The following is a 22,427-nucleotide window of genomic DNA, read 5'->3' as shown; positions in this document are numbered from 1 at the left end:
CATTGCATAAGAGTGTTTCCTATGAAGCTACATACTTTGGCCGCTTGCCTACTGCTGGCATCACCTATCGCTTTGGCTAAGCAAGGTTTTTACCTTGGTACCGACCAAAGCGTTTCGTTTTATTCCTATCAGAGTGACGATCTCGAACAAGATCACCTCTACGATGTGAGTCCTAAAAAAGTAGGCGTTGGTATTGGCGCGACATTGGGTTATCAATTTATCGATTGGTTCGCATTGGAAGCGGGCGTATCGTATTGGTTGGCTAACCCTATCAACCAAACCGTGAGCTATTCCTACTTTGAAGGTCATCTGGAGAGATCGACCATTTCTTTAGAAACCCAAAGCCTTAATCTCAACATTGGTCCTAAATTTTCCTGGCGCGTGGCCAATAAACTCAGCCTTTACGGAAAGCCAACACTGCACTACACCACCACGAGCACCAATTGGGATCAATACACAGCGTCTTATATTGACGACTCACTGATCATGACGACGAATGAGCGTAAAAAAACGCGCAATAGCTCGGTACACAGTGGCATTGAAGTAGGCAGTGAATGGCATTTCACACCACGCTTCTCGATGACGCTCTCCTACCAATATTTGACCGATGCACTCTACGTCGATAGTCCTGAAATTAAAAAAGAGTTTGATCAGCAAGCCATCAAAATTGGCGTGTTGTTCGACATCTAACGATGTGGCCACAAGGAGGTGGCGTATTTGATACTTGATACTAAGCAATAAAAAATAAGAAGCAAAAAGGAGGCCGCAGCCTCCTCAGTGTTGAAGCAGAACAATCGCTTAACGCCAAACGCCCCACTCACCCGTGGTTCCCGGCTCTTCACCCGTTGTCCACCATTGCGCAGTCCACTCACGACCATTGTGGCTCACCACATCGCCCGCGACATACACTTTCTCTTTGCTCCAACCGTTGGTAGGTAACGTTGGAGGCGTGGTATCCGCTTTGATCAACGAAAGCGCGTAGCTAAAATTGGCGCTTGGCGCATGCACTTGGTTCGCAAACACATTGCTGCTGTCGTACATGTAGTGATTCATCTCTTGATGCCAAATACCGATGTACCAATCTTTATGTTGTTGACCATTAAATTGCCCCGCCAGCTCCGCAGCCCAAGTGCCAGTGTTGTTGGCAGAAATAGCCAATGAGATGTCCACCTGCTCAGCGCCCGTCGCGTCAAAGGTACGCAAGCGAACCGTATCACCAGATTCAACAGGGCCAAAACCTTGTGGAACAAAATAGCCAAGTACGCTGAGGTTGTTGCCTGGTTCCGTTGGTGGATCGGTTGGGTCTGTTGGCGGTGTTGTGCCTCCGCTTCTCAAGGTAATGTCACTGCAGTTATAGAAACCTTCGCCAACCACATCAATGCGCTGCCAGCGTGTGTAGAGAATGGCATCACCACTGCGATCCGCCGGGAAGGTCACTTTCATGCGGTAGCGTTTTTGCTCATCGACAAAAATGTCACCTGCGGTGTCAATCAGCTCCAGATCATCCCAAGTCAACGGCAAAGACGCATCGTAGCTCGGCTTGGTTAAGTAAAATTCCCAGTAAGAAGGGTTGTGCGGCGCTTTACCAAAGAACACCAGTTCAATTTGATTGTTCGTATCTGGCGTGATTGACGTGCGCTGCCAATAGGGTGAAGGGATGTTTAATCCCGCTTTGGCAGAATCGCCCGCAGAACAAAGCTCGCCATTCGGTACGATCGCTTTGACATGCGCCATATCACGGTAATTCGGTACGTTTGCGGCAATTTCGCTGCGTTGCACAAATGGGTAAGCGCCAGAGGCATCAAACGCCGCCTGACATGCTTGGTTTGGGATCTCATTGGTCCAAAAACCGCCATCTTCATAACAGGTATTTTGTCTGGCACTTGGGTATTCAACCCAACCATGGGCCTGAACCTGAAAGGTGCTTAACGCGGCAAGAACACTGGCACCAGCCAGCGATAAAGAAAGTGCTTTTTTCATCCTATTTCCTTTTGTGATTGTCACTCCCTCTACGGCATACGGGAGAGTATACCCGTACTACTTGATGTCGCAGTGGCGTTGGCTACGCTCATTCACTTGCCGCCTACCTGCAACTCCCCGTAGTTTGGGTAACAGAACCTCTAATCCCGATCTTATTCGGGTGTAATAAAGCTAGCAGGATGTCTGTTTCATAGTGTGGATAGGGCAAATTGTCGGGTGTTTTTGTCGCGAGTTTGCTACCTGCTTTCCAGACGTTTTGTAGCACGGAGATTGGTGTAACAAACATTTTCGAGTCACTTCAAATTGACTCGGCAAGGTTTATGGAGGATTCGTTGGCAAGCCGACGGATTTGATGCATAGTGCAGAGCGGTTTTCTATGCGAAGCAGTTGTCTAAAGGATATTTTCTATGCGCAAGGTACTACTCACCGGATTTGAGCCATTTGGTGGCGAATCAATCAACCCCTCACTGGAGTTGGTCAAGCAAATGGCTTCGCGCGCTTTGCCACAGGTGGAGATCATTGGCTGTGAAGTGCCTGTGGTTCGCTACCAAGCGATCGAGACAGTGCTGCAAGCCGTTGAAACACATCAACCAGATTTAGTACTCATGATTGGCCAAGCGTCAGGGCGTTGCGCCATCACTCCTGAGCGTGTTGCGATTAATCTGGATGACTATCGCATCGAAGACAATGCCGGTCATCAACCGGTGGACGAGCCGATCATAGCAACGGGCCCTGCTGCCTATTTTTCGACCTTACCAGTGAAGGCGATCACCCACGCGCTGCAACAAGCAGGCATCCCGTGCCAACTCTCTCACAGCGCAGGCACGTTTGTGTGCAATCACCTTTTCTACGGTGTTCAGCATCATTTGCACACACGCGCAATTCGCAGTGGATTTATCCACATCCCTCTGCTGCCAGAGCAAGCCAGTGCTTCCAACCAACCGAGTATGAGCTTAGAGACATTGGTACATGGCTTGGAAATGATGATGATGACCTGTCTTGAAACAGAACAAGACACCAAACACACTGGCGGAACCATCTGTTAACGCAATAATGGCAATGCAAAGGGAACAGAGTGAAATCAGTGCAGTCATATAGGCGTCTCCAAAGCAAAAGAGAATGACCCCTTTATGCATACACGCTTACTCGTTTTAGCACTGCCGATATTGGCTTCGTCGTTTACTATGGCAAACGAGGTTAACTATCATATTCGCATTAGCCCAACCTCTGAGGATCAGTTGCGCTTTAGCGCCAGTACTCGCCACTTGGGCAAATTTACGGTGGAACCGCCTCGCAGCCTGACATCAGCAATGCCACCAGCGCTTTCTTGCTTAAAAGATGAACGCTTCACCTCCATTCAATATGGAACCGAGGTAGAGTGCGACAGAATTGAATGGCAAACCACGACTGAGAAAGTGCCAGAGCAAGGGTTTGAACCGTCGAATCAAAACGACAGCTACTCACCACAACAGGGGTGGTATTTCGTCTCAGAATACGACAGCTTGCCTCGTATCCCGCAGGCCGACATCACCTTAGTTTGTACGCCCGACCAACACTGCTATACCTTGCCCGACCCAACACTCCCGCCACTTTTTTTAGTTTGGGGCATGGATACCGCCCTAATCCCTATCTCTGGTCAGCACGTTCGTGTCCATGTCGAGGATGCCAAGGTGATCGACGCACAGCAACGCTGGCTGCCGACAATGCAGAAGCAGTTGTCCTATCTACACCGTGTTTTTCCTCAATCAAACATGGCGGGTTGGGAGTTGGCGTTCTTCAAACGCGACAAAAACGCTGGAAGTTTAGGTGGCGCGGCAGGCACTAACATGCTGCTAGTGAACAGCTTACTTGACCAAGGGGAACTGACCGATGAGTCGTTGCAGCTCTTGCTCAAAATTTCCGCGCACGAGTCGATTCACTATATGGATAAGCGAAAGAATTCTCTTTGGAAATCAGAAAGCTTGGCAGAGTACTACGCCCTCAAGTCTCTGATGAACACCGAGATCACTTTCGAGTCACCAGAGGCTCTGTGGCAACAATTTGCGCAGAAATACCCATTTGCTGGTACAGGGTTGTATGAGGCTGAGCACCAAGTGCTTGAGCAAGGTAACCGTCAATACTATCCACTGTTTTACTTCAAGGGCGCGGCGTTTTGGTACGCACTGGATCAGGCTCTGCAAACCCACGGAGCTTCGCTGGATCAATGGCAGCAAATCGAGTTGGGACGTGAAACCGAACTCGATGCCAAGATCATCACCCAACTGCAAGCCATTATCGGCGAAGAGAGATGGCAAGCATTGGCTGAGAAATACCTCTAACGCTCATCTTTCGGCGAATCCATCACGACCATGGTGGTGATGGATTTTACCTGCTCGCATTCACCCAGCACATCGGCGTGAAACTTCTTATACGCGACGAGATCTTTGGTTTCTACCCGTAACAAATACTCGTTGGCACCAGTAATGTTGTGGCATTCCACCACTTCATCAACGAAGCGGACGTGATCTTCAAACTCTTGCTGCGCTTTTTTGCTGTGCGATGCCAAACCAATCGACACGTAGGCGACAAAACCGATCCCCAATTGGTTGCTATCCAATACCGCACGATACCCCTTGATAACCCCTTTTCGCTCCAGCTCCTGCACGCGGCGCAGGGTCGCGGAAGGCGACAATCCAACCCTTTCTGAGAGCTCTACATTTGAAATTCGGCCATCACACTTGAGGGCGTGCAATATTTTTTCGTCAAATCTATCCATAGTGAAATTTTCTTGCGCAGTGTCTGTTTGGTGATCAAATAAAAGCACAAAATTGCGACGATAACTACCTATGATTGTGTTGACCGGTCAGAAAACAATTATCAACGTGTAGGAGAGAAAAAATGGAGCTGTCTCAGCTCAGCGCTTTGGCGCTGTTTGCCTTTGTATCGACGTTTACTCCCGGTCCCAACAACATTATGTTGATGACCTCCGGCGCCAATGTCGGGTTTGTTCGTACCATTCCGCACATGCTCGGTATTACGCTTGGCTTTGCGGTGATGGTGATGCTCATTGGTGTGGGTTTGATGGGGCTTTTTCACAGCTACCCACTCTCGCATCAAATCCTTAAGTACCTCAGTTTGAGCTATTTGGTTTATCTGGCGACGAAGATTGCTTTCAGCGGCAAAGCCAGTGAGCGAAAAGATTTTAAACCGATGAGTTTTTTGCAAGCGGCAAGTTTTCAGTGGGTGAACCCAAAAGGCTGGACCATGGCGCTGACGGCAGTCAGCGTTTACAGCACCGGGAGTCAATGGTGGGAGTTGGTTTTGATCGCTGGGGTATTCATTTTGGCCAATCTGCCTTCGGTCAGCTTTTGGACCGCCGCTGGAACTCAGTTACAGCGCTGGCTCACCACGCATACCCGAGTAAAGAGCTTTAATATCAGCATGGCATTACTGCTGTTGCTGTCGACCGTACCAATGCTCAACTAACCGTAGACAGAGAGTGACAGAAAAACAAAGAGCCGAATCATCGGCTCTTTGTCGGTGTGACTTAACACGGTGAGACTAGGCGCGAACCAACGATCCCCACAGGTCGTATTCGTCAGCGTGCTCGATAAGCACGCCCACCAACTCACCTGCTTTGAGGCTGGTTTCACCGTTGAGGTAAACTAAACCATCGATTTCTGGTGCATCCGCGTAGGTGCGGCCAATCGCGCCTTCTTCGTCTACTTCATCGATGATCACTTTCATGGTGCTGCCAATGCGTTTTTGCAGCTTCGCCGCACTGATTTCTTGTTGAACCAGCATGAAACGCTCAAAACGCTCTTGCTTCACTTCTTCTGAGATCTGATCATCAATGTCGTTTGCAGCCGCCCCTTCTACTGGTGAGTATTTGAAACAGCCCACACGATCCAGTTGCGCTTCTTTTAGCCACTCTAGCAGCATCTCGAAATCTTCATCCGTTTCGCCTGGGAAACCAACGATAAAGGTTGAGCGAATCACCAACTCTGGGCAGATCTCGCGCCATTTTTTGATTTGATCGAGCGTGCGTTCCGCACGGCCAGGGCGCTTCATCGCTTTAAGTACATTCGGGCTGGCGTGCTGGAATGGAATATCCAAGTAAGGCAGGATTTTTCCTTCCGCCATCAGCGGGATCAAATCATCCACATGTGGGTATGGGTAAACGTAGTGCAAGCGCACCCAAATGCCCATTTTGCCCAACTCTTCACTCAGCGCTTTGATGTTTTGACGCACAGGTGAACCGTTAGCAAAACCGAGGCTGTGTTTGCTGTCCACACCGTAGGCACTGGTGTCTTGGCTGATCACCAATAGCTCTTTCACCCCTGCGTTTTTCAGACGTTCTGCTTCACTGAGGATTTCTCCCACCGGGCGGCTGACCAAGTCACCACGCATGGACGGGATGATGCAGAAGGTACAACGGTGGTTACAGCCTTCCGATATTTTTAGGTAAGCGTAGTGTTTTGGCGTCAGCTTCACGCCGTGGTCAGGCACTAGGCTGGTAAACGGGTTGTGCTCTGGCTTTGGCGCAAACTGATGTACGTGCTCTAACACGTTTTCATACGCATGTGGGCCCGTAATGCCTAAAACGCCCGGGTGCACTTCGCGAATTTCATCTTCACGCGCGCCCAAGCAACCGGTCACGATCACTTTGCCGTTCTCTTTAAGCGCTTCACCGATGGTGTCGAGCGACTCTTGAACTGCGCTATCAATAAAGCCACAAGTGTTGACGATCACCACGTCCGAATCGTGGTAGCTGTTGACGATTTCATAGCCTTCGGTGCGAAGTTGCGTCAGGATTCGTTCAGAATCAACGAGATTTTTGGGACAACCTAATGAGACAAAACCGATTTTGTTACCGCCGCTTGGCGTTAACTCTTGGCTCTGTTGCTCGATGGTTTTTTTGGCCGTATCCAACGTCGTGGTTTGGTTTGGCGTAAACGTTTGAACTGTCATTACTTGCTTTGCTTCCAGTGTTGATTGGTGCCAGTCATCAGTGATCGAATCGCCACTGTTTGCTGGTGAAAAATCGATAGCTAAAAGGCTTCTGTTGCTTGTTAAAAGCCGCTTAGGTATCGCGAGCGCGAATTATAACTGAGGATAAAAAATTGCATAGATCCTACGACGCATTTTTGTGCAAAAAACAAACAATAAAAAGAGCGCTTGAGAAGATTTTTTCTCAGCGCTCCTTTGAGTAAAACTTAACGCTTTACGCGGTTTTGAATCGCTTCATCTGAGTTTCCAAATCCTGCGCCACCACCGCCAACTCTTGTGCCGATTCGGCGATGTTTTTCACCGCTTCATTGTTGTCTCGGGTGATATTGTAGGTTTCGGTGACACTTTCGCTGACGTTGGCGGTCACCATGCTCTGCTCCTCTACCGCCGCCGCGATTTGGGTATTGGTGTCATTTAACTCTTCAATCAAGGTTTGAATATTTTCTAAGTTCGAGGTGGTCGATTGCGCTTGTTGCGCCGCCCCCGTTACGGTGTGGTGGCTTTGGTCGATGGAGTTCTTTGCCTCTTCCGCACCGTGCTGCAACGAGCCGATCATGGTTTCGATCTGCGCGGTGGCTTCCTGTGTGCGTTTTGCCAATGAGCGCACTTCATCCGCCACCACGGCAAAACCGCGGCCTTGCTCACCCGCTCTGGCCGCTTCAATCGCGGCATTGAGCGCCAACAAGTTGGTTTGCTCAGCCACACCATGAATCACTTCCAAAATAGAGCCAATGTCCATCGACTCTTGATACAAATCGCCAATCTGTTTTGAACTGCCTGCCATTTCGTACTCGGCTTTTTCGATCGCGTCTAAGGTTTTGTGCACTTCGTCCAGCCCCTGACTAACATTGTGAGTCGCACGTTGGGCAAAGCTGGCTGAATCTGTCGCACTTTGCGCAATCTCGGTGGTACTGGTGGAGAGCTGTTGCACCGAGGCAGAAATTTGTTCCATTTCACTGTTGAGGGCATTTGATGAGCGACTGGTGGTGTTGGTAATGGCGCTCAGCTCTTCCGACATCTGGGCCACTTTATAACAAGAGAGAGTCACCTTATCGACAATGTCGCGCAGTGAGAGAATGGTTTCACGCATGTTGGCCAACAATTCGCCGATTTCATCTTTCCCCTCCACCACGACCTCAACCGATAAGTTCCCTTTCGATAATTCGGTGGAAATGCGTTTCACCTTACGGATGCCCTTGCCAATCGAGTTTGCCACGGTGTAGGCACACGCAATGCCAATAACCACCGCTGCCACCGCTAGTCCCAAAATGACTTCAATGGTTTGCTTTTTCTTTTCTTGCAATTCAGCGGTTAACTGCGTTTGTTCTTCTATCGAAAGCAGTTTTAATGTTTCGAGATCGGATGACAACAATTCTCCATACTCAGCCAACTTTTTCCGATGGCCATTTTGTTGGTTTTTCAACATCACCGAGTGATCAAACGCTTTGATGAAGAGCGCTCTTTGCTGCACAAACGCTTGCAGCAAGGCTTTTTGCTCTTCACTTTCAATCACAGTGCGAAACTGCTCTTCTAGTTGCGGCAAGGTTTCGGACAATGTCACTCGAACTTGCTGGAGGCTTTCCTCATTCTCTTTATGCACATAATGAAGCACCGCCAAATTCGCCAGGAGAAAATTTTCCATCAGCAGCGCGGCGTAATACTCAACCTCTGGCTTGAGGGAGCGATGCGCATTGTCCAAGATCGCGTCGAGATCGTGTAACGCTTGCTTCTCGACCTTCACCATATCTTGATAGATCGCCTTTTCGACTTGCTCAACATTTTGCTTCAACTGCCCAAAGGTGTGATCGAAATGCTTCACCTCAGCCAGCGCTTTGTCTAAGTAGGCGCGATGCTTGTCATCGTCAGTGCGTGCAATATCGTCTTGAATCATCTTGGTGATTTTTTGCACACGCTGCTGGTAGGTAGTGAGGTGGGAATTTTCTAAAGTAGCCAGATACTTATCAGCACTGAGTCTGACTTTTAAGAAGTTGGCTTGAATTTCACCCGCTAAGGTGGTTTCTCCCGCCAGTTCACCGTAATGACGGAAGTTGCTCGCCGCATTGACCATCCCTTGATAACTCACGTAAGAGGCAACGATAAAAAACAGTAGGCAGATGGCAAAGCCAAGGCGGATTTTGTTGGCGATGGTCAAAGTCATTGAGAGTGCATCCTTTGCAAACAGTCCTATAAGGACTATAGACCACCGGAACCGTTTGATCGCCTGAGCTGAGAAATAAAAATAGGGAGCCCTTGAGCTCCCTAGTGTGAAATGCCTAATCGCTTGATTTTAGACCAGCTTGTAGAACAGGGTCGACAGTGGCGGTAGGCGCAACACAATCGACTGAGCCAAATCTTCACTGACCACTGCTTCGCTCTTGGCGTCCACCACAACCTCGTAGCCACTGCCCGCGTATTTGCTGTCGTCGGTGTTGAGCAGCAATTGGTAGCGGCCTTTGTTTGGCACGCCTAAGCGGAATTCATCACGTGGCACAGGGGTAAAGTTACTCACCACCAAGATACGCTCGCCTGCTTCACTGATACGCTCGTGCGCAATAATGCTCTGCTCGGCAGCATCTTGTAAACGCCACTCAAAACCGGCTGGGATGCAATCTTGATCGTGCAGCGCCGCTTCATTTCGATACAAGTGGTTGAGATCACGCGTCAAGGCTTGCACGCCTTGGTGACGGGGGAAATCGAGCAAGAACCATTGCAGTTGGTCATCGTGATTCCACTCTGCCGTTTGGCCGATTTCCGCGCCCATAAAGTTGAGTTTTTTGCCCGGTTGACCATACATGTAACCAAAATACGCACGTAAATTGGCGGTTTGCTGCCACTCATCACCTGGCATCTTGTTGTGAATAGAGCCTTTGCCGTACACCACTTCATCGTGGGAAAGCGACAAGACGTAGTTCTCACTGTGAGCGTAAACGAGTGGGAACGTGAGGGTATTGTGGTGGTATTTGCGATGAACAGGCTCTTCTTTGATGTAAGAAAGACTATCGTGCATCCAACCCATATTCCACTTAAAGCCAAAGCCCAAACCGCCCATAAAGGTCGGTGCGGACACGCCCGGGAAAGCGGTCGACTCTTCCGCAATCGTCATCGCATTCGGGAAGTATTTGTACACTTCCTCATTCATCCATTTTAGGGTGGCAATCGCATCGTAGTTTTCGTTGCCGCCATCCATGTTCGGGATCCACTGGCCATGGCTGCGTGAATAATCGAGATACAGCATCGATGCCACCGCATCCACCCGAATACCATCGATGTGGAACTGCTCAAACCAATACAGTGCATTAGAAACCAAGAAACGGCGTACTTGCTCGCGGCCAAGATCGTAGATAAACGAGTTCCAGTCTTGGTGCCAACCACGGCGTGGATCTGGGTCGTGGAACAATGGTGTACCATCAAAATTGGCCAAGCCATGATCGTCCGATGGGAAGTGCGCAGGCACCCAATCCAGTACCACACCAATGCCAGCTTGGTGACAGGCATCGACGAAGAATTTGAAATCATCGGGTGATCCATAGCGGCTGGTTGGTGCAAAGAGACCCACAGGCTGGTAACCCCAAGAGCCGTAGAACGGGTGCTCAGAGACTGGCATCAGTTCAACATGGGTGTAACCCATATCCACCAAATAGGGCACCAACTCGGCGGCCAGTTCGCGATAATTCAGGAACTCACCTTGCTCGTTGCGCTTCCAAGAACCGGCATGCAACTCGTAGAAAGAGAGCGCTTCTTTGCGTTTCTCGGTCACTGGGCGAGTTTGCCATTGGGCATCTTGCCACTGGTAGCGGGCGTGATCGTACGTGACGGAAGCAAAAGATGGGTATTGCTCTGCGTAGAAACCCCAAGGGTCAGCTTTGTGTGGTAAGCCTTCACCCTTCGGCCCTTTCATTTCAAATTTGTAGCTCACCCCTTCGGTTAACCCCGGAATGAATAAACCCCAAATGCCGTAATCAAGGCGCTGCATTGGATGACGTCGGCCATCCCAATCATTAAAACAGCCCACGAGACTTACTGCGGTCGCATGCGGTGCGTACACCAAGAAACGGATACCAGAGATTGATTTGCCGTCGCGCTCAAGCGTCATAAACTGTGAGCCCATGTGTTGATACATGGTTTTCGGCGTGTGGAGATCGTCATACTCGGCGTAGATACCGTGGTATTGGTATGGGTCATCGACAAGTTGTTCGATGCCATTCCAATCGATCGCCAATTGATAATGGGTAAGATGCAGATTGAGATCGGCTTTGAGAATGAAGGCGCTCTCTTTTTCTCGCTCAAGCGCAATACGTGGCTGGCCTTCTAATACCAATGCCACCCCCGTTGCACCCGGCATCCAGACGCGCAACGCCCCTTGTGTTGGGTCAATAAATGGACCTAAAAATGCAAACGGCTCTGAACAAGCGGCTTGAGACAATTTCTCAAACATCTGATTCACTTTACTTTTTACTAATTTTTTCAAACCTTTTTTCCCTCGCCAAACAGCCAACGTTGTGAACACAATCCTCATTCACGACCGCGTACTTATTCTTGTTCATCCACAAGGTACGCAAATAATAAAAATGCCCGCTATTGGTGCGGGCATAATAACGGTACCTCATTCTACCATTTTACTGGTATACAGAGAGTGACCCAGGCTGTAGTTTCTGTCTGCAAATCAAGTCATTACATATGGGTCATCTCATTGAGTTCACTCTTATTTGCTCGCTTGCGCGCGCACTTCCGTTAGACGACGAGCGATTCGATTCACATCCTCACGGCTGAAAATCTCTTCAAGGTTCATCGACAATTTACGACGCCAGTTCGGGTACTCATCGACCGTGCCCGGGATGTTGACTGGGTTGTCCATTTGCAACCAGTCTTCAAGCTGAACACTGAGCAATGCGGAAGCGCCTGCTGCAACATGCAACTGCAATGCTTCGCTTAAATGCGCATCCATTGGCACGTATTGTGCATCGTGGCCAATGCCTTCTGGCAAGTAACCATGCCAACGCACGCTATCCAAAATGCCTTGCTTGCATTTTAGTCGATCGTCGAACAAGCCATTGAGCTGCTCTTCGTTTGGATAGAGGCCAATTTCACGACCCATTTTGAGGTCATCACAATGCCAGAAGCCACGTAGCGTTGGCATATCATGGGTACACAAAGCCGCCATTGACTGATCGGCATAGTGTTTTGGCGAAATGAAACCACCATCTTCTTTTGACGTCTCGAAGAAGAACACTTTGTATGAGTGCACGCCCGCATCACGCAGGATATCAACGATTTCATCTGGCACCGTACCCAAGTCTTCACCGATCACGCTGCACTGATGACGGTGAGATTCCAACGCCAAAATCGCTAGCATGTCTTCGACTGGGTAGTAGAGGTACGCCCCTTCTGTCGCTTTTTCGCCTTTTGGAATCCACCATAGGCGAAGAAGGCCAAGTACGTGGTCAATACGCAGTGCACCACAATGTTTCATGTTGGCACGCAGCAGTTTGATGTACGCGTCATAACCTGTGGCTTGCAGCACTTCAGGGTTGAGTGGTGGCAGACCCCAGTTTTGGCCCAGTGGACCAAGGATATCTGGTGGCGCACCGATGCTGGCATCCAATACTAGGTTGCCGTTATCTGCCCATGTTTCGCTACCAGAATCAGCCACACCGACTGCAAGGTCACGGTAGAGACCAACGGACATGCCTTTCTCTTCAGCCAGCGCTTGCGCTTCTTTGATCTGGCCGTCGGCAATCCACTGCAAGTACATGTAAAGGTGCACTTTTTCTTGGTTGTCTTTGATGAATTTCTGCGTCGCGGCAGAATCAAAGCGGCGGTATTGCTCAGGAAAAACTGGCCACCCCCACACGTTTGAATCTTGCGCGTGTAGCTCTGCGTGCAATGCATCGAACGCCGCTTGGTGAAGCAGGCTGTCACCACCTTCTTCCACAAACTCTAGGAACGCGCGAGCACGATCGCTGTTTTTGTCGAGATGGCGAGTTTTGAACTCCGCAAACAGCAGTGGCAACACGCTCATTTTCAGCTCTGCCACTTCGGTGTAGTTCACCCAATGTGATTCACGCGCTTTTTGCAGGCGCTGCTGGAATTCGGCACTGCCAACTTTCTGTTGCGCTTCCGCACTGAGCGCAAACTCAGGAACAGAGCTCACATCGATATAAAGAATGTTCAACCAACGGCGAGACGATGGGCTGTATGGGCTAGCGCCTTCTGGGTTGGCAGGAAATAGCGAGTGGATCGGGTTCAGACCGATGAAATCACCACCGCGAGATGCGATGTCACTCACCAGCAATTTAAGATCGCCGAAATCACCGATGCCCCAGTTGTGCTGGGTGCGTAGGGTGTAAAGCTGGATACTTGGGCCCCAGAGTTTTTTGTTCAACTCTAGAGAATCTTGTTTGAAACAAGCGCGTGGCGTGATGATCAACGCCATTTCATACGGTGCTTTACGACGCTTACGGCTCACGTATAGTTTGTGATAACCCCAAGCCAAATCTTTTGGCAGGGCAAACACTAGAGGGCCACCCTCGGCACGTTCATCGCGAACAATCTGTGACTGAAGATAGCCTTCCAGTACCTCTCCTTGTTCTGTTTCTAAACGCCAGTTGAACTCGCTTTCACGCGCACTGGTGCCAAGATTCAGTTCCACTTCCACCGGATCGCCATCACGCAATACCAATACTGGCGCCAATACGTCTTTCTTGTGTTTTTTCTCAGCTGAAGCCAGTAGTTTTTCATCGCTGCTAGTGTCATAGCCAAGAGAGTTGAGCAGGCGGCGTAGCGTTTCTTCGGAGACCAAAGCTTCGTCTCCCCAAGCGCTGACATAGCTGTCAGCTAATCGTGCCATTTCTGCGACTTTCTTTAATGCTGTTTGTTCTTTCATCGCTCTCTCCGAAGGTACTTCTGAAAACCTTCAATGTAGGGTTTATTTGCTGCTAGTCATTATCTGTAGATAAAGGACCAAGGCAGCCATTGGGCTACCTTGGTTTTGTTGATTAACGGTGAACAGCTTCGAGTTTCCAAATGTTGTTCACGTAATCGCGAATGGAGCGGTCTGAACTGAACTTGCCAACCAAAGCGGTGTTCAGAATCGCTTTCTTCGCCCAACCGGCTTGATCGCGGTACTGTTTGTCCATCGCTTCGTGCGCTTTCACATAAGAAGCGAAGTCTGCAAGACATAGGTACGGGTCACCGCCATCGAGTAGGCTATCGAAGGTCGCTCGTAGTAGGCCAGGTTGACCCGGAGTGAACTCTTCACCAAGAAGAAGATCCATCGACGCTTTCAGTAGTGGGTCTGCGTTGTAGTAGTCGAATGGGTTGTACCCTTTCGCTTTCAGCGCTTCTACGCCATCCACTTCTAGACCGAAGATGTAGATGTTGTCATCGCCCACTTCTTCACGAATCTCAACGTTCGCGCCGTCCATAGTACCGATAGTCAACGCACCGTTCAGTGCCATCTTCATGTTACCAGTACCAGATGCTTCTTTACCTGCGGTTGAGATTTGCTCAGACACATCCGCCGCGGGGATGATGATTTCAGCCATGCTCACGCGGTAATCAGGAATGAAGACCACTTTTAGCTTGTTACCGATGCGTGGATCGTTGTTGATCTTCTCTGCAATCTTGTTCAGCGCAAAAATGATCTCTTTCGCTAGGTGGTAACCCGGTGCCGCTTTCGCTGCGAAGAACACCACGCGTGGCGCCATGTCGAAGTTCGCATCGTTCAGTAGGCGGTGGTACAGAGACAAAATGTGCAGCATGTTTAGGTGCTGACGCTTGTACTCGTGTAGACGCTTGATTTGCACATCAAAGATCGCATTAGTATCGAGATCGATGTTCATGTTCTCTTTCACCCAGTTCGCTAGGCGCTCTTTGTTCGCCTTCTTAACCGCCATGTATTCCTTCTGGAATTTCGCGTCATCGGCAAACTTGGCAACACCTTCTAGCTGCTCTAGGTGCGCAGGCCAATCCGTACCAATCTTCTCAGAGATCAGTGCAGACAAACCTGGGTTACAGAATTTTAACCAACGACGCGGAGTGACACCGTTTGTCACGTTTTGTAGACGCGTTGGGTAAAGCTCATCGAATTCTGGGAATAGGTCACGTTTAACCAACTCAGAGTGAAGCGCTGCTACACCGTTGACTGCGTAAGAGCCAATCACACACAGGTTTGCCATGCGAACCATGCGGTGGAAACCTTCTTGGATGATAGAAAGCTTCTGCTGCTTCGCAACATCACCAGGCCACTTCGCACGCACTTCTTGTAGGAAGCGGTGGTTGATTTCGTAAATGATTTCCATGTGACGAGGAAGTAGGTGCTGAATCAGAGATTCGCTCCACGTTTCTAATGCTTCTGGCAATAGCGTGTGGTTGGTGTAGGCGAATGTCTTCGAGCTGATCACCCACGCTTCATCCCAATTTAGGCCTTTTTCATCAATCAGAATACGCATCAACTCAGGAATCGCGATGGTTGGGTGCGTGTCGTTCAACTGAATGGTTTCAAAGTTTGGTAGCGAAGCCAATGTGTGGCCAGCCGCTTCATGACGACGAAGAATATCGCGTACCGATGCTGCACTGTGGAAGTACTGCTGCATCAAACGTAGCGTTTTGCCTTTTTCGTGGTTGTCGTTCGGGTAAAGTACTTTGGTGATGTTGCCCGCGTCGATCAGTGCGTGCTGCGCTTCAAAGTAGTTACCGTTATTGAAGCTCTCTAGTGAGAATGGCGCAATCGCCTGACATTCCCACAAACGTAGCGGATAAACAGTATCGCTTTCGTAACCTACGATCGGTAGATCCCATGGCATGGCTTTAACATGCATGCCTGGTACCCACTGACGGCGCTCTTTGCCACCTTCGTTGATGACTTCAACATGACCGTAGAAACCAATCTCTTGAGCCAATTCAGGACGAGCCACTTCCCATGGGTAGCCTTCTACACCACGCCATGCGTCTGGCGCTTCTTTTTGACGACCTGCTTCAAAGGATTGTTTGAATAGACCGTATTCGTAGTGCAAGCCGTAACCCACGGTTGGGAATTCTTGCGCCGCCAAAGAATCCATAAAACACGCTGCTAGACGGCCTAGACCACCATTACCCAATGATGGGTCGCGTTCTTCTTCAAGAAGATCCGTTAGGTTTTGGCCAAGCTCTGCCATCGCTTCGGTGATCTGCTCGTACAGACCCATGCTGATCAAGTTGTTACCGGTTAAACGGCCAATCAAGAATTCAAGCGATAGGTAGTTGACGCTTTTCGCTTCAACGATTTTTTTGTCTGTCTCTGTTGCAAGCAAATCAAAAGTCGTCAGCTCTGCTAACGCACGGCCCATTGCAAGATACCAAGCGCGGCTATCTGCGTTTTCAAGCGTGTGTGCATAGGTTGCTGACAGGTGTTTTTTAACACTTTCTTGGAACGACACTTTGTCGAACTGTTTCTGTTGAGTAGGTTTCATTACCGAAATCTCACTTTTGGTTCTAATCCATCTGCGATACATCGTGCATGGATGGCAATGAATAAACATCCTCCTAGTTTTCAGCCTCTACAGGAGGAGGGGCAAGGGCGTAGAGGGGGGATTGGGGGACTGTTAGTGATCCGTCTCTCACCTTTCCCACTCAGACACCAGATTGCAGTGATTGAGATCACAGCCATCAACTAATAACTCTAGATGGCAAATATGACGCTCAGGTTGAAGAGCGAATTTAGAAAATCCATTTTTGTAAATTCGATCACAATAAAGTTTTGGTTTATGAAAAATGTTGCAAAATATTGCGCAATGCCATTCTTACTTAACGATTCAGATGGAGAATTTATAGATCAAATTCACAAAATTGGGGCGTAGTTGGCGTCAAAACCATCAACTCTTGAGAATTAGGAAGTGGATCAAAGTCTGAGGTGATTTCTTTAACGTAACATGCCCAGCAATTCGAGCATTTTGTCTAATTTTTGTTCGCTGGCTACATCCGGTTTTTCTGCCATGAAAAACCCAATATAAAAAGGAAGTATTAGAATGTGGATTCCTTCAAAACTCACACGTCCAGGCCGACTGCATAATGCGATTGTCCGCCCGAGAGTGTTAGAGCTGCTGCAACAAGCCCCTTACTATAAGTTGGTGCTGTTCCGCTCTCCCGCTGGCTACGGAAAAACCACCATGGCTGCGCAATGGTTGGCCGACAAAACCAACGTGGGTTGGTACAGCATCGATGACAGTGATAACGACGGTTTCCGCTTCATTAACTACCTGCTGCAAGCACTCAATAAAGCGACTAATGGCAACTGCAACAATGCACAAAAACTAGCAGAAAAGCGCCAGTTTTCCTCCCTGCGCTCGCTGTTTAGCGATGTGTTCGCTGAGATGGTCGACTTTCATCAAGAGTGCTACGTGGTTCTGGATGACTACCACGTGATCAACAATGAAGAAGTGCACGAAGCGATGCGTTTCTTCCTAAAACACATGCCAGACAACCTCACCCTTGTGGTCACCAGCCGAGCCAACCCACCGCTGGGCACAGCCAACTTGCGTGTGCGCGATCTGATGATTGAGATTGGCAATGAGATGTTGGCCTTCGACACCGAAGAGACCACACGATTTTTCAACCAGCGCGTCGCAGATGGTATCGATGAAGATACCGCCAACAATCTGCGTAACTATGTGGAAGGCTGGCCATCGGCATTGCAACTGATCGCCCTTCAAGCACAGCATCAAAAACGCACCTTAGCGCAATCGGCCGAATCGGTTTCCCAGTTTAACCATGCCCATCTCTGGGATTATTTGGTGGAAGAGGTGTTTGACCTACTCGATGCCGATACACGCAAATTCTTGATGCAGGTGTCAGTGCTCGATCACTTTAACGATGAGCTGGTCTACGCCCTCACCCAGCGTGAAGATGCACTGGGGATGATTGAATCTCTCAACCGCTACGGCTTATTCATCTATCCGCTTGAAGGGGAGCAAAACTGGTTCCGCTTCCACAACTTGTTTGGCGAGTTTTTGTCGCACGAGCGTCAAGCGCGCATTCCACAGCAGGAGCAGGAGCTGAACCGCAATGCCGCCATTGCGTGGTTGAAACAAAAATCCCCGCATCAAGCGATTCGTCACGCCCAAAAAGCGTATGACGGAGAACTGGTGGCGGAGATCCTCAACGAGTTTGGTTGGAAAATGTTCAACCAAGGCGAGCTGTCTACTCTGGAATCCGCCATCAATCTGCTGGAAAAAGATCTGCTGTTCAGCAACCCAAAACTGACCATGCTCCGCGCTTGGCTTGCACAAAGTCAGCACCGCTATAACCAAGTGGGCACCTTACTGGCGGAAGCAGAAAATGAGCACAAAAAGCGCAATATTGATCTTGATATCCAATACCAAGGCCAAGCGAATGCCTTGCTGGCTCAGGTAGCGATCAACAGCAACGATCCAGAAAAAGCCCTCGAGCTGGCTGAACTGGCATTAAGCCAGCTGGATAGCACGGTTTACCGCAGCCGCATCGTCGCTACTTCAGTCGTAGGGGAAGTGAACCACGTGATTGGCCGCCTTGATCGCGCTCTGCCAATGATGCAGCAAACCGAAAAGCTGGCGCGCCAGTACCAGGTTTACCACCAAGCGCTGTGGGCGATTTTGCAGCAAAGCGAAATTCTTATCGCGCAAGGCTATGTGCAAGCCGCGTTCGAGCTGCAAGATTCCGCCTTCCGTCTGATTGAGGAGCAGCAGCTTCAACATGTGCCTTTGCATGAGTTCTTACTGCGCGTACGAGCGCAAGTGTTGTGGTGTTGGAACCGTTTGGACGAAGCCGAAGAGTGCGCTTACAAAGGGCTGCAAATTCTGGAAAATCACGCGCCAAGCAAACACTTGCACAGTTATTCGATGCTGGCTCGCATTGCGATTGGCCGTGGCGAGCTCGATCGCGCAGGCAAGTTCATCGAACACATTCAACATTTGATGAAGCAGTCCACCTACCACGTGGATTGGACCGCCAATGCTTCACTTTCACTGATCCTATACTGGCAAGCGAAAGGCAAACTCAACGCAATTCAAGAGTGGCTAGACACGGCTGTGCGTCCTGAAAATGCCTGCAACCACTTCTGTCAATTACAGTGGCGCAATATCGCTCGTGCTCACATCAACCTTGGTCAATACGACCAAGCTCGCCAAGCCTTGGATTTCTTGCAAAGTGAGGCTGAGAAAGCGAACTTAGTCACCGATCGCAACCGTAACCTGATCATTGAGGCAATTTTCGCTGTTCATCAGAAAGATGAAAATCAAGCCAAAGTGCTGCTTAAGGAAGCACTGCAGCTCACTAACCAAACCGGTATGGTCGGCAATTTCTTAATTGATGGCGCGACCATTGGCACCTTGTTGGAAAAACTCACCAACCGCCATGAGCTGGGTGACTTAGAACGCCACCGCGCGCTGCAATTGATGAAAGATATCTCTTCCAATCAGCGCAGCCGTTCGGTTCACTTTGACGAAGAATTTGTCGAGAAATTGGTCACCCACCCGAATGTGCCTGAGTTAGTGCGCACCAGCCCACTGACACAAAGAGAGTGGCAAGTGCTGGGCTTGATCTATTCTGGCTTTAGTAACGAGCAGATCGCTCAAGAACTCGATGTGGCGGGCACCACCATCAAAACCCACATCCGCAACTTGTATCAAAAACTCAATATCGCCAACCGTAAAGAAGCAGTCACCACCGCAGAGAACCTCTTGCAGTTGATGGGGTATTAAATACTCCCGATATCAGATAATAGTTGCAACACTCAAAAGCCGATCAATCGATCGGCTTTTTTCTTTCATCAGTCAAATCCGTTACGAGCGTTCAACTCTGTTTATCGCGCTATCAAATCCCCAACAAAATTGAATATAACCGATTGATATTGTTTGCTATCTAGTCAAATTTATAAAAAATCACATCAAAATCACACTTAGATAAATTATTTAGGCGAATTCGACTCTGTTTGATTATTATCGATAAATAATGAGTTTCATTCTCATTTGAGCAATAAAACAGCAAAGCGACATAGAATAGGTATCCGAAAAACTAAATCATGAACATACGAACAAAACCGCACCATAAATCTGCGCTGTACATGGGTGACAATCGAATTAGTTATACTCATATGGAAATTCAAAATGTCATGTTCAACGCAGATAAGCTTTCTGAGCGTTCTTCCAACTCAACCTATATCCAGAATCATGCAGCTTCCAGCGATATTTTCTATCGAATAGCACGCGCAATTCTTTTGCATTGGTCTCGGCCCGCGATTCAATATTTGATTGGTTCGGCGTCCGAGCTGGCTAAGATGCATTGGGCGATTCACTGCCAGCCGAACCAGACCATTGAGGTGGACTATTTTACCCAACGCTTGCAAGTCACCACAGTAGAAAAGCAGCACGATTACAACAGCTACGACTCTTTGATTCATTGGTTGGATGGCGCAAGCATGGCGATTTTGGCCGATAACCCACAGGCGAAAGCGCAGCTCAACGCCGTTCCCGCTCATGAAATCTCACGGAAAACAGACCTCACCGATTTTCGTCCGATTGAACAAGATTTCTTTCACTTGTTTAAGGCGTTTTTGTTTGGTGAGCAAAACAAGGAGCAACAGGCCGCACTGCTGCAAGCGGTGGTTCCCTACCTCACCAGTGAGTTAATTGCTGAAGCTGAAAAAGGCGAACCTTACTGGATGAATTACTATGAGTTTCTTATTTTTCCGCTCTACAGCCTGATTGCAATTAGCTGGGGATTTGAAGCAACACCGCTAGACCAAGCGGTGGAAGCGTCTATCGAGGCCAACTATCAATGGTATGCCTATTTTGCCGAACAAAATGGCGGCAAAACCGGAGAAGAGAGCTTGCACCTTAATGACCGTAGCTGCTTGTTTCACAACATTCTCACCGCGTTTTTAAAGGTGCACTACCAACAAACGGGTGAAACGCCAAGCTTCGATTCGCTCTACGCGCCGATGTGGTTGATCAAAGGCGAAGGTCTAAGCTTTGAAGCGCTCAAGGCCAACCCGCCCGAGTTCACCGTTGAATCTGTGTTAGCCGAATAGTTGGGTAGCAAGGGCAACAGCACTCATCTCTTTGACTATAAGCAAGGCTAAATCATGAACATATCGATAAAACCTCATCACAGAACTGAACATTATATGAGCACCGATCGCTTAAATCATACTTTGAGTGAAATAAAATCCATCAACTTTCATGACGATGGGCTTGAGATGTATAAATCAAACTCAACCTATCTCCAAAACTACGCTGCTTCCAGCCATATTTTCTATCGAATAGCGCGCGCAATTCTTTTGCATTGGTCTCGACCTGCGATTCAATATTTGATTGGTTCGGCGTCCGAGCTGGCTAAGATGCATTGGGCGATTCACTGCCAGCCGAACCAGACCATAGAGGTGGACTATTTTACCCAGCGCTTGCAAGTCACCACGGAAGAAAAACAGCACAATTACAACAGCTACGACTCCTTGGTTCATTGGTTGGATGGCGCAAGCATGGCGATTTTGGCCGATAATCCACAGGCGAAAGCGCAGCTCTACGCCGTTCCCGCTCATGAAATCTCACGGAAAACAGACCTCACCGATTTTCGTCCGATTGAACAAGATTTCTTTCACTTGTTTAAGGCGTTTTTGTTTGGTGAGCAAAACAAGGAGCAACAGGCCGCACTGCTGCAAGCGGTGGTTCCCTACCTCACCAGTGAGTTAATTGCGGAAAAAGGCCACCCTTACTGGATGGATTACTATGAGTTCCTCATTTTTCCGCTCTACAGCCTGATTGCGATTAGCTGGGGATTTGAAGCAACACCGCTAGACCAAGCGGTGGAAGCGTCTATCGAGGCCAACTATCAATGGTATGCCTATTTTGCCGAACAAAATGGCGGCAAAACCGGAGAAGAGAGCTTGCACCTTAATGACCGTAGCTGCTTGTTTCACAACATTCTCACCGCATTTTTAAAGGTGCACTACCAACAAACGGGTGAAACACCAAGCTTCGATTCGCTCTACGCGCCGATGTGGTTGATCAAAGGCGAAGGCCTAAGCTTTGAAGCGCTCAAGGCCAACCCACCCGAGTTCACCGTTGAATCTGTGTTAGCCGAATAGTTGGGTAGCAAGGTAAAAATCCGATAGCCAAGGCTATCGGATTTTTCTTTCCACACCTGCGCGATGTGTTTTGGGTTAAAACGAGTCTTAAAAGCTTGAGTGCTATCTCCCAAATCACAAGCAAAAAAAAACCAACCGCAAAATGAGTGCGATTGGCTTATGTATGATGTGAACAATGTGTATTCACTAACAACGTCAGTTGGCTAGGTGACCCTCGGCTTAATAAGGGTCGACAAGTATTATGCATTAATCATGCCAACTTTAAAAGGGCTATTTTTGGGCTGAATATCCCATATATTAACTCTTGCTAAAATAATTTTTGCATTATGCAAAAGCATTTTGCAAAGAGTTATGCAAATAG

The 22,427-nt window shown here is 48.9% G+C and carries 14 protein-coding genes; 7 read left to right on the top strand and 7 right to left on the bottom strand.

The window, feature by feature from the left end; translation table 11 throughout:
* The first annotated feature begins 21 nt into the window (after positions 1-21).
* Positions 22-690 carry a porin family protein gene (locus PQQ36_RS06025; RefSeq protein ID WP_224656455.1) on the top strand — a complete coding sequence of 223 codons (669 nt, stop codon included), beginning with the start codon at positions 22-24 and terminating at the stop codon, positions 688-690.
* Positions 691-798: 108 nt separating this feature from the next.
* Here the strand turns inward: PQQ36_RS06025 and PQQ36_RS06020 are convergent, their stop codons facing one another.
* Complete coding sequence (locus PQQ36_RS06020) at positions 799-1,980, bottom strand: lytic polysaccharide monooxygenase (RefSeq protein ID WP_225470564.1); 1,182 nt, start codon at positions 1,978-1,980, stop codon at positions 799-801.
* 407 nt (positions 1,981-2,387) lie between these two features.
* Between PQQ36_RS06020 and pcp the strand changes: the two genes are divergently transcribed.
* Together pcp and PQQ36_RS06010 are read left to right on the top strand one after the other, a co-directional pair.
* Positions 2,388-3,026: a pyroglutamyl-peptidase I gene (pcp, locus tag PQQ36_RS06015; protein ID WP_011082146.1), complete on the top strand. Its 639-nt coding sequence runs from the start codon at positions 2,388-2,390 to the stop codon at positions 3,024-3,026.
* Positions 3,027-3,110: 84 nt separating this feature from the next.
* Complete coding sequence (locus PQQ36_RS06010) at positions 3,111-4,298, top strand: hypothetical protein (RefSeq protein WP_273660565.1); 1,188 nt, start codon at positions 3,111-3,113, stop codon at positions 4,296-4,298.
* Here the strand turns inward: PQQ36_RS06010 and PQQ36_RS06005 are convergent.
* Entirely contained in the window at positions 4,295-4,735 is a 441-nt protein-coding gene (locus tag PQQ36_RS06005) for an Lrp/AsnC family transcriptional regulator (RefSeq protein WP_043921271.1), read from the bottom strand. The two genes, PQQ36_RS06010 and PQQ36_RS06005, sit on opposite strands and share 4 nt — an antisense overlap.
* A 122-nt stretch (positions 4,736-4,857) precedes the next feature.
* Between PQQ36_RS06005 and PQQ36_RS06000 the strand changes: the two genes are divergently transcribed.
* Positions 4,858-5,445 carry a LysE family translocator gene (locus PQQ36_RS06000; protein WP_040110396.1) on the top strand — a complete coding sequence of 196 codons (588 nt, stop codon included), beginning with the start codon at positions 4,858-4,860 and terminating at the stop codon, positions 5,443-5,445.
* A 75-nt stretch (positions 5,446-5,520) separates the two neighbouring features.
* On the opposite strand, the gene rimO is transcribed toward PQQ36_RS06000, so the two are convergent.
* From rimO to PQQ36_RS05975, 5 genes are all read right to left on the bottom strand, one after another.
* Positions 5,521-6,930, bottom strand: coding sequence for a 30S ribosomal protein S12 methylthiotransferase RimO (gene rimO / locus PQQ36_RS05995; RefSeq protein ID WP_273660564.1), 1,410 nt, complete (start codon positions 6,928-6,930; stop codon positions 5,521-5,523).
* 253 nt (positions 6,931-7,183) lie between these two features.
* Positions 7,184-9,127, bottom strand: a complete 1,944-nt coding sequence (locus PQQ36_RS05990) for a methyl-accepting chemotaxis protein (RefSeq protein WP_072610322.1) — start codon at positions 9,125-9,127, stop codon at positions 7,184-7,186.
* A gap of 129 nt (positions 9,128-9,256) precedes the next feature.
* Positions 9,257-11,485 carry a 1,4-alpha-glucan branching protein GlgB gene (glgB, locus tag PQQ36_RS05985; RefSeq protein ID WP_225470561.1) on the bottom strand — a complete coding sequence of 743 codons (2,229 nt, stop codon included), beginning with the start codon at positions 11,483-11,485 and terminating at the stop codon, positions 9,257-9,259.
* 186 nt (positions 11,486-11,671) lie between these two features.
* Positions 11,672-13,852: a 4-alpha-glucanotransferase gene (malQ, locus tag PQQ36_RS05980; RefSeq protein WP_040110393.1), complete on the bottom strand. Its 2,181-nt coding sequence runs from the start codon at positions 13,850-13,852 to the stop codon at positions 11,672-11,674.
* 112 nt (positions 13,853-13,964) lie between these two features.
* Complete coding sequence (locus PQQ36_RS05975) at positions 13,965-16,418, bottom strand: glycogen/starch/alpha-glucan phosphorylase (RefSeq protein WP_040111204.1); 2,454 nt, start codon at positions 16,416-16,418, stop codon at positions 13,965-13,967.
* Positions 16,419-16,973: 555 nt separating this feature from the next.
* Here PQQ36_RS05975 and malT point away from each other — a divergent pair.
* The 3 genes from malT (at position 16,974) to PQQ36_RS05960 (ending at position 22,066) form a co-directional block, all read left to right on the top strand.
* Positions 16,974-19,682, top strand: coding sequence for an HTH-type transcriptional regulator MalT (gene malT / locus PQQ36_RS05970; RefSeq protein WP_040110391.1), 2,709 nt, complete (start codon positions 16,974-16,976; stop codon positions 19,680-19,682).
* Positions 19,683-20,002: 320 nt separating this feature from the next.
* Positions 20,003-21,010 (top strand): immunity 49 family protein, encoded by a 1,008-nt coding sequence (locus PQQ36_RS05965; protein WP_040110390.1) that lies wholly within the window; start codon positions 20,003-20,005, stop codon positions 21,008-21,010.
* Between the two features lie 54 nt (positions 21,011-21,064).
* Positions 21,065-22,066 (top strand): immunity 49 family protein, encoded by a 1,002-nt coding sequence (locus tag PQQ36_RS05960; protein WP_040110389.1) that lies wholly within the window; start codon positions 21,065-21,067, stop codon positions 22,064-22,066.
* The last annotated feature ends 361 nt before the right edge of the window (positions 22,067-22,427 follow it).

Source organism: Vibrio sp. CCUG 15886 (assembly GCF_028570825.1).
Classification (GTDB): Bacteria; Pseudomonadota; Gammaproteobacteria; order Enterobacterales; family Vibrionaceae; genus Vibrio; species Vibrio vulnificus_B.
Note: the sequence above shows the minus strand (reverse complement) of the source record. Positions and strands in the feature narration are given on the sequence as shown.

Excerpts from the sequence above, each read along its gene's own strand:
- PQQ36_RS06025 (WP_224656455.1), top strand. The coding sequence starts at position 22 with ATGAAGCTACATACTTTGGCCGCTTGCCTACTGCTGGCATCACCTATC.
- PQQ36_RS06020 (WP_225470564.1), bottom strand. The coding sequence starts at position 1,980 with ATGAAAAAAGCACTTTCTTTATCGCTGGCTGGTGCCAGTGTTCTTGCC.
- pcp (WP_011082146.1), top strand. The coding sequence starts at position 2,388 with ATGCGCAAGGTACTACTCACCGGATTTGAGCCATTTGGTGGCGAATCA.
- PQQ36_RS06010 (WP_273660565.1), top strand. The coding sequence starts at position 3,111 with ATGCATACACGCTTACTCGTTTTAGCACTGCCGATATTGGCTTCGTCG.
- PQQ36_RS06005 (WP_043921271.1), bottom strand. The coding sequence starts at position 4,735 with ATGGATAGATTTGACGAAAAAATATTGCACGCCCTCAAGTGTGATGGC.
- PQQ36_RS06000 (WP_040110396.1), top strand. The coding sequence starts at position 4,858 with ATGGAGCTGTCTCAGCTCAGCGCTTTGGCGCTGTTTGCCTTTGTATCG.
- rimO (WP_273660564.1), bottom strand. The coding sequence starts at position 6,930 with ATGACAGTTCAAACGTTTACGCCAAACCAAACCACGACGTTGGATACG.
- PQQ36_RS05990 (WP_072610322.1), bottom strand. The coding sequence starts at position 9,127 with ATGACTTTGACCATCGCCAACAAAATCCGCCTTGGCTTTGCCATCTGC.
- glgB (WP_225470561.1), bottom strand. The coding sequence starts at position 11,485 with ATGAGGATTGTGTTCACAACGTTGGCTGTTTGGCGAGGGAAAAAAGGT.
- malQ (WP_040110393.1), bottom strand. The coding sequence starts at position 13,852 with ATGAAAGAACAAACAGCATTAAAGAAAGTCGCAGAAATGGCACGATTA.
- PQQ36_RS05975 (WP_040111204.1), bottom strand. The coding sequence starts at position 16,418 with ATGAAACCTACTCAACAGAAACAGTTCGACAAAGTGTCGTTCCAAGAA.
- malT (WP_040110391.1), top strand. The coding sequence starts at position 16,974 with ATGTGGATTCCTTCAAAACTCACACGTCCAGGCCGACTGCATAATGCG.
- PQQ36_RS05965 (WP_040110390.1), top strand. The coding sequence starts at position 20,003 with ATGAACATACGAACAAAACCGCACCATAAATCTGCGCTGTACATGGGT.
- PQQ36_RS05960 (WP_040110389.1), top strand. The coding sequence starts at position 21,065 with ATGAACATATCGATAAAACCTCATCACAGAACTGAACATTATATGAGC.